Source organism: Janthinobacterium sp. GW456P, assembly GCF_002127655.1.
Lineage (GTDB): Bacteria > Pseudomonadota > Gammaproteobacteria > Burkholderiales > Burkholderiaceae_D > Janthinobacterium.
The window spans coordinates 1-13,334 of record NZ_NEHB01000012.1; the positions used below are offsets into that span (position 1 = coordinate 1).

Annotated in this window: 9 protein-coding genes and 1 pseudogene; 6 read left to right on the forward strand and 4 right to left on the reverse strand. The window is 63.9% G+C overall.

Annotated features, from left to right (window positions below; genetic code table 11):
* The 5 genes and pseudogenes from CBW66_RS12795 to CBW66_RS12815 form a co-directional block, all read left to right on the forward strand.
* Positions 1-612 (forward strand): annotated as a pseudogene (locus tag CBW66_RS12795) (DNA polymerase III subunit gamma/tau); the annotation flags it as partial.
* Positions 613-652: 40 nt separating this feature from the next.
* The gene (locus CBW66_RS12800; protein ID WP_034759121.1) at positions 653-979 is read left to right on the forward strand and encodes a YbaB/EbfC family nucleoid-associated protein; all 327 of its coding nucleotides are present in this window, start codon (positions 653-655) and stop codon (positions 977-979) included.
* A gap of 47 nt (positions 980-1,026) precedes the next feature.
* Complete coding sequence (gene recR, locus CBW66_RS12805) at positions 1,027-1,617, forward strand: recombination mediator RecR (RefSeq protein ID WP_086138528.1); 591 nt, start codon at positions 1,027-1,029, stop codon at positions 1,615-1,617.
* Positions 1,618-1,627: 10 nt separating this feature from the next.
* Positions 1,628-2,848 carry a CaiB/BaiF CoA-transferase family protein gene (locus CBW66_RS12810; RefSeq protein WP_086138529.1) on the forward strand — a complete coding sequence of 407 codons (1,221 nt, stop codon included), beginning with the start codon at positions 1,628-1,630 and terminating at the stop codon, positions 2,846-2,848.
* A 164-nt stretch (positions 2,849-3,012) separates the two neighbouring features.
* Positions 3,013-4,146: an esterase-like activity of phytase family protein gene (locus tag CBW66_RS12815; RefSeq protein ID WP_086138530.1), complete on the forward strand. Its 1,134-nt coding sequence runs from the start codon at positions 3,013-3,015 to the stop codon at positions 4,144-4,146.
* Here the strand turns inward: CBW66_RS12815 and CBW66_RS12820 are convergent.
* The 4 genes from CBW66_RS12820 to CBW66_RS12835 all read right to left on the reverse strand — a co-directional run bounded on the left by CBW66_RS12820 (position 4,115) and on the right by CBW66_RS12835 (position 11,712).
* Complete coding sequence (locus CBW66_RS12820; RefSeq protein ID WP_086138531.1) at positions 4,115-6,274, reverse strand: bifunctional diguanylate cyclase/phosphodiesterase; 2,160 nt, start codon at positions 6,272-6,274, stop codon at positions 4,115-4,117. The genes CBW66_RS12815 and CBW66_RS12820 overlap by 32 nt on opposite strands.
* Position 6,275: 1 nt before the next feature.
* Complete coding sequence (locus CBW66_RS12825; RefSeq protein WP_086138532.1) at positions 6,276-9,143, reverse strand: response regulator; 2,868 nt, start codon at positions 9,141-9,143, stop codon at positions 6,276-6,278.
* A 308-nt stretch (positions 9,144-9,451) separates the two neighbouring features.
* Positions 9,452-9,652 carry a YbdD/YjiX family protein gene (locus CBW66_RS12830; RefSeq protein WP_010396213.1) on the reverse strand — a complete coding sequence of 67 codons (201 nt, stop codon included), beginning with the start codon at positions 9,650-9,652 and terminating at the stop codon, positions 9,452-9,454.
* A complete protein-coding gene (locus CBW66_RS12835; RefSeq protein WP_086138533.1) occupies positions 9,652-11,712 on the reverse strand; it encodes a carbon starvation CstA family protein in 2,061 nt (686 codons plus the stop codon). The genes CBW66_RS12830 and CBW66_RS12835 overlap by 1 nt, the downstream gene beginning before the upstream one ends.
* Positions 11,713-11,958: 246 nt before the next feature.
* On the opposite strand from CBW66_RS12835, the gene CBW66_RS12840 reads away from it, so the two are divergent.
* Positions 11,959-13,329: a cache domain-containing protein gene (locus tag CBW66_RS12840; RefSeq protein WP_086138534.1), complete on the forward strand. Its 1,371-nt coding sequence runs from the start codon at positions 11,959-11,961 to the stop codon at positions 13,327-13,329.
* Positions 13,330-13,334 lie beyond the last annotated feature (5 nt).

Sequence of the window (13,334 nt, forward strand, 5' to 3'; positions counted from 1 at the left end):
GCGCCGCCGCCGCAGCAGGCGCCCGCCGACGACGACTTGCCGCCGTGGGTCACCGAATTTTCCGACGACAGCGCGTCGGCTGCCGTAGCCGCGCCCGCCGCGCAGAGCAGCGAGCAGCCGGCCGTCGTCATGCCGCAGCGCGCCGCCAAGCAAGCCGCGCCCAGCGGGCCGTATGTGATCACGCCCGTGCCTGGCCTGGACTGGGACGGCAACTGGCCGGCCGTGGCCGCCGTGCTGCCCTTGCGCGGCGTGGCGCAGCAACTGGCCGTGCAGGCCGAGCTGATCGAATGCCAGCACGACGGTCACAGCACGACTTTCCGCCTGCGCGTGCCGATCGACACGTGGCGCAGCCCGGCCAACGTGGAAAAACTGGCGGCCGCGCTGAGCGAACGCTTCGGCCGCAAGGTCAATGTCGACACGGAACTGGGCGCCGTCTGGTACACGGCCAGCGCGGAAGCGCAGGCCCACCGCGAGGCGTGCCAGCTTGCTGCGGAAGCGACCATCGCCAGCGATCCCTTCGTGCTCGACATGAAGCGTGCATTTGACGCTTTTGTCGTGCCGGGAACGATTACCCCTGCACCGGCCGGCTCCGCCGCGCCGACCCTGCATTGATGATTAACACACTCACAAACTGAATTAACGGAGCATTCTTATGATGAAAAATCAACTGGCTGGCCTGATGAAGCAGGCGCAAGCAATGCAAGACAATATGAAAAAGGCCCAGGAACAACTGGCGCTGGTGGAAGTGGAAGGCCAGTCCGGCGCCGGCCTGGTGAAAATCGTCATGACGTGCAAGAACGACGTCAAGCGCGTGTCCATCGACCCATCGTTGCTGGCCGACGACAAGGACATGCTGGAAGACCTGGTGGCCGCCGCTTTCAACGACGCCGTGCGCAAGGCGGAAGCGACGTCCGCGGAAAAAATGGCAGGCTTGACTGGCGGCATGAACTTGCCAGCCGGCTTCAAAATGCCATTCTGATGCAACACCGCATGCGCTCGATCTGTGGCACGGGGCAGGGTTGATCCATGTCCAAGTCGCTTGAATTTTTGACCGAGGCGCTGCGGCGCCTGCCCGGCGTCGGCCCCAAGTCGGCGCAGCGGATGGCATTTCATTTGTTGCAGCACGACAGGGAAGGCGCGGCCATGCTGTCGCGCGCCCTGTTCCAGGCCGTCGATGCCGTGCATCACTGCGGCCTGTGCAATACCTTTACCGAACACGAAGTGTGCGAGACCTGTCTCGACGAAGAGCGCGACAAGCGCTTGCTGTGCGTGGTGGAAACGCCCGCCGACCAGCTGATGATCGAGCAGACGCTCACCTACAAGGGCCTGTATTTCGTGCTCATGGGACGCTTGTCGCCGCTGGACGGCATCGGCCCGAAAGATATCCACCTCGAAAAATTATTGAGCCGCGCCAACGATGGCGTGGTCGGCGAAGTGGTGCTGGCCACCAATTTCACGAATGAAGGCGAAGCGACGGCCCATTACATCAGCGAAATGCTGAAGGCGCGGGGCTTGCGCGTGAGCCGCCTGGCCCGCGGCGTGCCCGTGGGCGGCGAACTGGAATACGTCGACGCGGGCACGATTGCCCGCGCGATGCTCGACCGCAGGGCAACCTGAACTGACTGATATGACAACAACCTCCGCGACCACTGGTCCACTGCAAGGCATCAAAGTGCTGGAATTGGGCACCCTGATCGCGGGGCCGTTCTGCGCCCGCATGCTGGCCGAATTCGGTGCCGACGTGATCAAGATCGAGTCGCCCGATGGCGGCGATCCCATCCGTACCTGGCGCGTGCTGAAAGACGGCACCTCGCTGTGGTGGTCGGTGCAGGCGCGCAACAAGAAAAGTTTAACGCTGAACCTGAAGGCGCCGGAAGGCCGGGCCATCGCCCGCCAGCTGGCCCTGGAAGCGGACATCATCATCGAGAACTACCGCCCCGGCGTGCTGGAAAAGTGGGACCTCGGCTATGAACAGCTAAAGCTGCTGAAGCCTTCCCTCATCATGGTGCGCCTGTCCGGCTTCGGCCAGACGGGGCCGATGAAGGATTTGCCCGGTTTCGGCGCTATCGGCGAGTCGATGGGCGGCTTGCGCTACGTGTCCGGCTTTGCCGACCGCCCGCCCGTGCGCGTCGGCGTGTCGATTGGCGACTCGGTGGCGGCCCTGCACGGCGTGATCGGCGCCATGATGGCGCTGCGCCACCGCGACGTGACGGGCGGCGCGGCTGCCGGCGAAGGGCAGATGGTCGACGTGGCCCTGTACGAATCGGTGTTCAACCTGATGGAGTCCCTGGTGCCCGAATACGACCAGGCGGGCGTGGTGCGCGAGCGCACGGGCGGCTCGCTGCCCGGCATCGTGCCCTCGAATACCTACACGACGGGCGATGGCGAAAACATCGTCATCGCCGGCAATGGCGACGCCATCTTCAAGCGCCTGATGCTGGCCATGGGCCGCATCGACATGGCGGGCGACCCGCAGCTGGCGCGCAACGACGGCAGGGTGGCGCGCACGCAGGAGATCGACGATGCGATCGGCGCCTGGTGCGCCACGCATACCATCGACAGCGCGCTGGCCGTGCTGAAGGCGGCCGACGTACCTGCCGGTAAAATCTACTCCGTGCGCGACATGCTGAGCGATCCGCAATTTCTCGCCCGCGACATGTTCGAACAACACCATTTCGCCGACGGCACGCCCGTCAAACTGCCCGCCATCAGCCCGAAACTGTCGGCCACGCCGGGCAAGACCCAGTGGTTGGGACCGACCCTGGGCCAGCACAACGACGAGGTGCTGGCGTCGCTCGGCTATGACGCGGCGGCCATCGCGCGCTTGAAATCGGATGGGGTGGTGTAGGTACAGGTCGGAGTAGGTCGGATTAGCGGCGGCACGCCGCGTAATCCGACGCCACCACCAAAGCCATCGATACCATCATCATCATCATCACCAGCCAAGCCAACCATATTGTCGGCTTACGCGCTTCGCGCTAAGCCGACCTACGCAACTCACCAATATCAATCATGCCTCGATTTTTTCGTACCGCGTTTGCCCTGGCGTCCACCGCCATCCTGCTTTCCGCCTGCGCCAGTTTCCCCCACGACGCGCCGATTACCGGCCTGCGCCTGATCGGCGAACAGCGCATCGCGCTTAAATACGCGTTCGAGGGCACCACGGTGGGCGGTTTGTCCGGCATCGACTACGATGCGGCGAGCAATACTTGGGTGATGGAAAGCGATGACCGCTCGGAAATCAACCCGGCCCGCTTTTACCGCGCCAGCCTCAATTACGACAGCATGGCATTCTCCGCCGTGACCTTAAACAGCGTGCATTTCTTCACGCAGCCGGACGGCAGCCGCTACCCGAACCTGGCCCATGCAAAACTGGACCGGGGCGACCAGGTGCCCGACATCGAAACCATCCGTGTCGATCCGCAGGACGGCAGCCTGTGGTACGGCAGCGAAGGCAACCGCAAGGTGGGCTTGCACCCGTTCGTGCGCCACGCGGACCGCGATGGCAAGTATCTGGCCACCTTGCCCACGCCCGCGATGTTTAATGTCTCGAAGAACGAGGTCGGCTCGCGCAACAACATGACGTTTGAAGCGCTGTCGTTTGCCAGCGATGGCAAGAGCTTGTGGCTGGGCATGGAAGCGGCCCTGTACCAGGATGGCCCGCTGGCCACGCCCGACAACGGCTCCGTCGTGCGCATCACGCGCCTGGACCGCGCCGGCACCGTGCTGGGCCAGTATGCGTATCCGATTGAGCCCGTGGCCTCGCGGCCCGCGCCGGGGCGCGAGGCGGACAATGGCGTGTCAGAAATCCTCGCCGTCAACGACCATCAGGTGCTCGTGGTGGAGCGGGCCGGCGTGGCCAACGCGAACGGTATCTACACCAACCACGTACGCATCTACGCAATGGAGACGCAGGGCGCCACCGATATCCAGGCCATCCCGGCCCTGGCGGGCGTGACCTATGTGCCGGCGCGCAAGCGATTGCTGCTGGACCTGGAAAAGATCGGCCTGCCCCGGGTCGACAATATCGAAGGCATCAGCTGGGGGCCGCGCCTGGAAAATGGCCGCCGCAGCCTGGTGGTGATTTCCGACGACAATTTCAATCCGCAGCAAGTCACGCAAATCCTTGCCTTCGAAGTGCTCTAGTTTCCAGGCTGGCCAGCTGGCCCGCCTGCCTGGCCAGCATGGCCGTGATCGTGTCGTGCGGCGACGGGTGGCCTAAAAAGTATCCCTGGGCCATGTCGCAGCCGTATTCTTCCAGCATCAGCAGTTGCTCGTCCGTTTCCACGCCCTCGGCCACCACCACCATTTTCAAGCCATGCGCCATGGCGATGATGGCGCGCGTGATGGCCGCGTTTTCCGTATCCTGCGGCAAGCCGGCGATAAAACTCTTGTCGATTTTCAAAGCCCGCACGTCGAAGCGTTTCAGATAGTTCATCGACGAATATCCCGTGCCGAAGTCGTCGATCGACAGGTAGACGCCGATGCCGCGCAATTGCTCCAGGGTCACCATGGTGGCGCGCGCGTCGTCCATCAAAGTCCCTTCCGTCAGTTCCAGTTCCAGCAAGCGCGCGTCGAGGCCCGTGTCGGCCAGGGCCGACAGCACGATCTGCATCAGGTTTTCATCCTTGAATTGTTTTGCCGACAGGTTGACGGCCATGCGGATGGCGCGCCCGCCATCGTTTTGCCACGCCTTGGCCTGGTTGCAGGCCGTGCGCAGCACCCATTCGCCGATGGGCACGATCAGCCCCGTCTCTTCGGCCAGCGGGATGAATTCTGTCGGCGAAATGATGCCGCGCTCGGGATGGCGCCAGCGCACCAGCGCTTCCACGCCGACGATCTGCGTGCTGGGCACGTCGATCTGCGGCTGGTACAGCAAATACAGCTCGTTGTTTTGCAAGGCTTTGCGCAAGCCCACTTCCATTTTGACGTGGCTCATGATTTCCATCGTCAGCGAAGAGCTGTACAGCTTGGCGTTGTTCTTGCCGCAGTTCTTCGCGTGATACATGGCCGTGTCCGCGTATTTGAGCAGCGAGTTGCAGTCCTCGCCATCTTCCGGATACAGCGAGATGCCGATGCTGGCCGTGACGAAAATTTCGTGCCCCTCGATCATGAAAGGCCGGCGCATGGCTTCCTTGACGCGGTGTGCCACGTTCAGCGCGTCTTCCACCCGCTCCAGATCGGGTATCAGAATCGTGAATTCGTCGCCGCCCAGGCGCGCCAGGTTGCTGCCGCCGGAGCTGGCTTCAAACTCGTGTTCGGCGCGCAGCACCAGGTCGCTGGGGCGGATGGTTTCGCGCAGGCGCTCGGACACCACCTTGAGCAAATGGTCGCCCACGTCGTGGCCCAGGGTGTCGTTGATGCGCTTGAAGGCATCGAGGTCCATGAACAGCACGGCGAATTTCTTGTCGTGCTCTTTCGAGCGCAGCAGTTCCCGTTCCAGGGTTTCCAGGAAGGCCTGGCGGTTGGGGATGCCCGTCAGGCTGTCGCAATAGGCGAGGCGGCGGATCTGCTCTTCCGTGCGCTTGCGCTCGCTGATGTCGCGCACCAGGCCCAGCACCTCGTCGGCTCCCGTCGCCACCAGGCGCGCCTCGAAGTGGCGCGTGCTGTCTTCGTGCGTGAGCGTGTAGTCGACCGAGCCGATATGCTGCGTGGCCAGCACGGCGTGCGCCTTGTCGAGCAGGCGCGCGGCGATCTCGGACGGCAGCACGTCGCGGATATGGCTGCCCACGCAGTTGCTGAGGGAAAAGCCGGCGCTGGCGTCGTGGCCCTGTTCGTAGTCGAGATAAAAGCCTTCGCGGTTGAGGCGGAAGAAAGTGTCGGGGATGGCGGCAAGAACGGCGCGGTTGTGCGCGTCGGCGATGCGCAGGCGCGCGATGGCGTCGCTGGCGCGCAGCACGTACAGCACGCGGTGCCCGAGGATGGGCCAGTTGATGGGTTTGGAAATGAAATCGGTGGCGCCTACCTCGTAGGCGCGCGTGACGGCTTCCAGTTCGTCGCCGCCCGTGACCATGATGACGGGCACCGTGCCGCCCACTTCCTGGTGGCGGATTTCGCGGCACACGGCAAAGCCGTCCATGGCCGGCATGTCGACGTCGAGCATGACGAGGTCCGGCCCGCTGTGCTTGTAGCTGGCCAGCGCCTGCACGCCATCTTCGGCCTCGATCACGTCCAGGCCCACCTGCGTGAGCATTTGCCGCATCAGCAAGCGCATCACGGGATCGTCGTCGGCCACCAGCACCAGGCCGCGTGGAGGGGAGAGGGGCGCTGTCATGTCAGTGTTCCTTCACGAGGATGGCGTTCAGCGATGCGCGTACAGCCAGGAAGGCTTGCTGCATCTGCAGCAGCAGGGGAGCCGCGCCCTCGGTGCTGCCGGCGCGGCCCAGTTTTTCCATCTCCTTGCACAGCTGCGCCAGGCCGTCGGCGCCCACGTTGGCGCTGCCCGACTTCAGGCTGTGCGCCACCTTGCGCAGCGCTTCCGCGTCCGCGCCGGCAATCGCTGCGCGCATGGCGCTCAACTGGCGCGGCGTCTCGCCGACAAAGGCCTCGATGACCCGTTCGAGCAGCGCATCGCCGTCGGTGCGCGACAGGGCGCGGATGTTTTCCAGCGCCTGCCGGTTCAGCGGCTGGCCCGCTGTCGTGGCGGCGGATGCCGGCGTTGCCTCGGGCGGCGGCTCGGACTGCACCTGCGGCTCCGGCGCTTCGCTGTGGTGCGTGGTGGCCGCGCGTGGCAGGGTGATCCAGCGCGCGATGGTATGGCCCAGGTCTTGCTGCGTGAACGGTTTGCTCAGGTAATCGTCCATGCCGGCCGCCAGGCACGCTTCGCGGTCGCCCTGCAGCGCATTGGCCGTGATGGCGACGATTGGCAGCACGCGCGCGTGGCCGCACTGCTGTTCGTGGCGGCGGATTTCCGCCGTGGCGGCAAAGCCGTCCATCACGGGCATCTGGCAATCCATCAGGATCAGATCGAAATCCTCGGTCTGCGCCGCCTGCAGGGCTGCTTCGCCGTTGCGCGCACACACTACGTCCAGGCCCAGGCTGTCGAGCATGGCCAGCGCCACTTCCACGTTGACGGGATTGTCTTCGGCCAGCAGCACGCGGCGGCGCTGGCGCCGGCCGGGGGGGCGTACGGCATGGCGCGCCGCGTGCGGGGGAACGGTGCGTGTGCTGTCGCTGACGCGCGGCGGCGTGACGATGCAGTCGAACAGATCGCATTCGCGGGCCGGCTTGATCAGCTGGAAGGCCACGCCCGCCTCGCGCCGCTGCACGGGATCGGCCGCCGCCTGTTCCGTGCTCAGCAGCAGTAATTTGAGGTCGGCCAGCAGCGGGTCGCTCTTGATGGTGGCGGCCAGGGCCAGGCCGCTGGTGCGCGGCAATTCCATGTCGAGCAGGGCCACGCCATACGGCGTGCCCGCCTGGGCCGCCGCGCGCAGCTTGGCCAGGCAGTCGCTGGCCGTGCCGGCGCTGTCGCTGACGATATGCCAGCTGGCCAATTGCCGCTCCAGCACGGCGCGCGTGGCGGGTGTGTGGTCGACGATCAAGGCGCGTAACCCTCGCGTGGTTTTCAGGTTGAGGGACGGGTCGTCGCTGTCGACTCTCCGCTTATCGAAATTTACTTCGAACCAGAAGATTGAGCCTTGCGTTAAAGCATTATCAACGCCGATCGTGCCGCCCATCAGTTCCACCAGCTGTTTCGAGATCGTCAACCCAAGGCCCGTGCCGCCGTGCTTGCGCGTGGTCGAGCCGTCCGCCTGCGAGAACGATTCGAAGATGCGCGTCTGCGCCTCGTTTGATACGCCGATGCCCGTGTCGTGCACCTCGAAGCGCAAGCCCACGCTGGGCGCGTCTTCGCTGCACACGGTCACTTTCACGGTGACTTTGCCCGTTTCCGTAAACTTGATGGCGTTGCCCAGCAGATTGACGATGATCTGGCGCAAACGGTTCGGGTCGCCGCAGATGGCGATGGGAATGTCGTAGGCGATGTCGAATTCCAGGCTGATGTTTTTCGCTTCCGCCTGCGGCGCGAACACGTGTTCTATATCGTCGAGCAATTCGCGGAAATTGAAGCGGATGTATTCCACGCTCAGCTTGCCCGCCTCGATCTTGGAAAAGTCGAGGATGTCGTTGATGATCACCAGCAGATTCTGCCCCGAGCGCTGCACCATGCTCGTGTAGTGGCGCTGCTGCGGGCTCAAAGGGCTGGCCAGCAGCAATTCCGTCATGCCCAGCACGCCATTCATGGGCGTGCGGATTTCATGGCTCATGGTGGCGAGAAACGCGCTCTTCGCCTGGCTGGCCGCCTCGGCCGCATCCTTGGCCTTTTCCAGCTGCGCCGTGCGCACGCCCACCTGGCGCTCGAGTTGGTCGCGGTAATTGGCCAGGGTGCTGTCGCGGCTGTCGATCTGCGCCAGCATGTCGTTGAAACTGTCGATCAGTACGCCCAGCTCGTCGCTGCGCTGGTGCGCGATGCGGTGGCTGTAGGTCTGGCTGCTCGACACTTTTTGCGCCGTATCGATCAGCTTGGTGATCGGTTCGGCGATCACGCTCTTGAAGCGCCGCGCGAGGAACACGGCGATCAGGAAGGACAGCACGGTGGCGCCGCCGATGGCGCCCACGTGGCGGCCGATGTCGCGCCACATGTGGTGCAGGTCGGCCTCGATCATGACGGCGCCGATGACTTCCTGCGACAGTGCCGCCTGCCGGTAGACGGGGCGGTACAGGCGCATTCCTGGCGCCAGGGTGGTGCCCGAGCCTTGCGTGACGGGATGCTCCACCATGTCGAACAGCAGGGCCGGGTCCATGTCTTCCGGCGCCGCCAGGCCGTCCGCATGCTGCGGCGCGCGATACAGGGCGAACAGGCGCCCGCCCCGGTCGAACAGGGCCGCCTGGGCCACCTCGTCGCGCGCGGCCAGCGCCGCCAGCACCTGTTCCGCCTGCGCCGGCTTGCCCAGCAGCATGGGTGCCGCGCTGGCCGCGCCGATCACGCCCGCCAGCGACAGCAGTTGCTTGCCTTCATCGTTCTTGTGGTTGAGCACGGAAGTCAGCGCAAACGCCACGAACACCAGCAGCAGCGCGCAGCCCGACGACAATACCGAAATCATGGTCAGCTTCTGGCTGATGCTGGAGCGTTGGAAATTGAACATGAATTCGCTGCTTCCCCGGTCGCCCGTCGACTGTTATTTAATTCCTATTGGAAAAATATAGACGCGAAGACACATCCTGATATTGATATGGGTCTAAGGGAGGAAAGGGGAGGGGAACTTATACGAGAGGAAATGAATGGGGCGGTCTCACAAGACCGCCCTAAAATTACTACTGAGTAACAACACCAGGCCCAGGCGTCGCGAGCGGAAGGCAGAGGTAGCTAAGAAGCGCAACCGTACTCTGGTACGGTGAGCATCGCAGGCTGCCTATGCCGACGCGCAGCAGCCTGGGCCCGGTGTCACCTCACCTAACAACAACCTCCACGCTTGCCGGCGCCGCCATAGCGGGCTTCCTGGCGTTCGCGGAAAAACTCTTCATACGTCATCATCGGCTCGCCGGGATGGGTCACTTCCCGGTGCGCCACGTAGGTGTCGTACTCGGGCAAGCCGCACATGAGCCGCATGCTTTGCCCCAGGTAGCGACCCGCCTTGATGATTTCATCGATCATCATTGCACCGTGGGCATGGCCTGGAACGGCGTTTCCTTGGTGCTCGGCTTGCTGTCGGCGCGCGCCTTCATAATGGTGCGGATGCCGAAGCACAGCACGCTGATCACGACGATGACGAAGAAGGCGGCCAGGCCGGCGTCCAGGTAATCGTTGAAGATGATCTGCTGCATCTGCGCCACCGACTTGGCCGGCGCCAGCAGGGTGCCTTCATCGAGCGCTGCCGAGTATTTCTTCGCATGCGCGAGGAAACCGACGCGCGGATTGGCGTCAAAGATCTTTTGCCAGCCCGCCGTCAGGGTGCACAGCAGCAGCCAGATGGTCGGCGTGATGGTCACCCATGCATACTGGCCGCGCTTCATCTTGAACAGCACGCAGGTGCCGAGGATCAGCGCGATGGCGGCCAGCATCTGGTTGGCGATGCCGAACAGCGGCCACAGGGTATTGATGCCGCCCAGCGGATCGACCACGCCTTGGTACAGGAAGTAGCCCCAGGCCGCCACGCACAGGCCCGTGGCCAGCAGGTTGGCGATGACGTTTTCCGTCTGTTTTAAGGCTGGCACGAAGCTGCCCAGCAAGTCCTGCAGCATGAAGCGGCCGGCACGCGTGCCCGCATCGACGGCCGTCAGGATGAAGAGCGCCTCGAACAGGATGGCGAAGTGATACCAGAAGGCCATCATGGCTTTGCCGCCGATGGCGCCGGACAGGATCTGCGCCATGCCGACGGCCAGGGTCGGCGCGCCGCCCGCGCGCGAAATGATGCTGTGCTCGCCCACGTCCTTGGCCGTCTGCGTCAGCATCTCCGGCGTCACATAGAAGCCCCATTGCGAGATCGCCTGGGCGGCCGATTCGGCCGTGGTGCCGATCAGGGCGGCCGGGCTGTTCATGGCGAAATAGATGCCCGGCTCGATGGTCGAGGCGGCCACCAGGGCCATGATGGCCACGAACGATTCCATCAGCATGGCGCCATAGCCGATGAAGCGGGCGTGGCTTTCGTTTTCTATCATCTTCGGCGTGGTGCCCGAGGAAATCAGCGCGTGGAAGCCGGAAACGGCGCCGCAGGCGATCGTGATGAACAGGAAGGGGAACAGATTGCCCGACCAGACGGGGCCGGAGCCGTCGATGAACTTGGTCATGGCCGGCATTTTCAGGTAAGGCGCGACGACGATGATGCCGATGGCCAGGCCCAGAATCGTGCCGATTTTGAGGAAGGTCGACAGGTAGTCGCGCGGCGCCAGCAGCAGCCACACGGGCAGGACGGAGGCGATGAAGCCGTAGCCGATCAGCATCCACGTCAGTTCCGTGCCGGTAAATGTGAACATCGGGCCCAGCACCGCGTGTTCCTGCACATACTGGCCGCCGATGATGGCCAGCATCAGCAAGACAAAGCCGATGATGGAGATTTCGCCGATGCGGCCCACGCGGATGTAGCGCGAATACACGCCCATGAACAGGGCGATGGGGATCGTCGCCATCACGGTGAAGCTGCCCCAAGGCGAACCCGTCAGCGCCTTGACGACGATCAGGGCCAGCACGGCCAGGATGATGACCATGATCATGAAGCAGCCGAGCAAGGCGATCATGCCGGGAATCTCGCCCAGTTCAGCCTTGATCAGGTCGCCCAAGGAACGACCATCGCGGCGCATGGAAATGAACAGCACGATAAAGTCCTGCACGGCGCCGGCGAACACGACGCCGGCGAGTATCCACAGCATGCCGGGCAGGTAGCCCATCTGCGCGGCCAGCACGGGGCCGACCAGGGGACCGGCGCCGGCAATCGCGGCGAAATGGTGGCCGAACAGCACATATTTGTTGGTGGGCACGTGGTCGAGGCCATCGTTGTGCTTGAAGGCGGGCGTCATGCGGCGCGCGTCGAGGCCCAGCACCTTGTCGGCGATGAACAGGCTGTAGAAACGGTAGGCGATCAGATAGACGCAGACGGCGGCGATGACGATCCAGATTGCGCTGATCGGTTCGCCACGTTGCAGGGCGACGACGCCCAGGGACCCGGCGCCTGCCAGCGCAAGCGCTGCCCAGCCGAGCTGTTTGAAAATGCGGTTCATGCTTCCTCCAGAGATGTGACGGGCGCTGTGCCGTGCGATGATGTGTGCTGCCGAGCCTGGTCGTCGCCAGTTTGGGTGTGAATCGGGTGTATCAGCAGCTTATGGCGAGTATTCAGGAATCGTATAATTGCCGCAAGCGCAGCACTACGCAGTAACGCTCAGTATTACTACGCAGGCCGATCGCCGCGCCGCGACGTAAAATCACCCATTCCCACCAGCATCGACGCCGCCGGAGCGCGCAAGGTCATGAAACTCAGACAGAAAGTCATCTTCCTGGCCCTCACGCCGCTCATCCTCGCCCTGTGCGCCATCGCGTTTGCCGTGCGGCACCAGGCGATTACCCTGGCGGAACAGCAGCGCGCCACCATTCAGCAAGCGTATCTGGCCAGCAAGGAAGCCGAGCTCAAGCATTACGTGACCCTGGCCAGCCATTCCATCGCTTCCCTGTACCAGTCCGGGCGCAAGGATGACGCCACGCAAGAGGAGGCCAAGCGCATCCTGTCCGCCCTCAGCTATGGCGACGACGGCTATTTCTTCATCTACGATTTGCAGGGCAAGTCGCTGATGCATCCGCGCCAGCCCGAACTGGTGGGGCAGAATCTGTGGCAATTGCGCGACGCCGAAGGCAATCTGACCATCCAGCGCCTGATGCAGCGCGCGAAGAGCGGCGGCGGCTTCGAGCGCTACAACTGGATCAAGCCGTCGACCAACAAGTCCGCACCCAAGCTCGGCTATGTGATCCTGATGCCGGAATGGGGCTGGATGATGGGGACCGGCATTTATATGGACGACGTGGACCAGGCGCTGGCCAAGGTCGACGCCCAGCAGTCGCGCAATATCCGCTCGACCATGGAATTGATCGCCGCCATCGCCATCCTCGGCTCCCTGTTGGTGGCCGCCTGTGGCCTCGTGCTGAACTTGCGCGAACTGCGCGTGGCCGACGCCAAGCTGAAAGTGCTGGCGCAGCGCGTGGTCGAATCGCAGGAGGAAGAGCGGGCGCGGCTGTCGCGCGACTTGCATGACGGCATCAGCCAGTGGCTGGTGTCGATCAAGCTGCAGATCGAGGCGGGCATCGCGCGTCTGGCCGGCAATGCGGAACAGAAAGAAAAGGCGCCGGCCACGTTCGAGCGGGCCGCCGAGCAGCTGAACAAGGTGCTGGGCGAGGTGCGGCGCATTTCGCACAACCTGCGCCCGGCCATCCTCGACGACCTGGGCCTGGCCGCCGCGCTCGACCATCTCGTGCATGAATTTAACGACAGCAGCAGCGCGCAAGCGAGTTTCACGGCCAGTCCGGCGGCGGCGGGCGAGGGCTTGCCCGACATGGTCAATACCGTCTTGTTCCGCATCGCTCAGGAAGCGCTGACCAATTGCGAGCGGCATGCCCATGCCCGCGGCGTGGAAGTGAGCCTGCGCGAGGCCGACAAGGCGGTGGAATTGCGTATCCAGGATAACGGCGGCGGCTTCGATCTCGACGGCATCGCCCTGCATCCGCAGCGCGGCATCGGCCTGCGCAACATGACGGAACGCATGGAAGCCATCGGCGGCAGCCTGCACATCACCTCGTCCCCGGCCGGCACCGTGGTGCTGGCGCGGCTCGCCCTTTCATCCACACACTAATAATA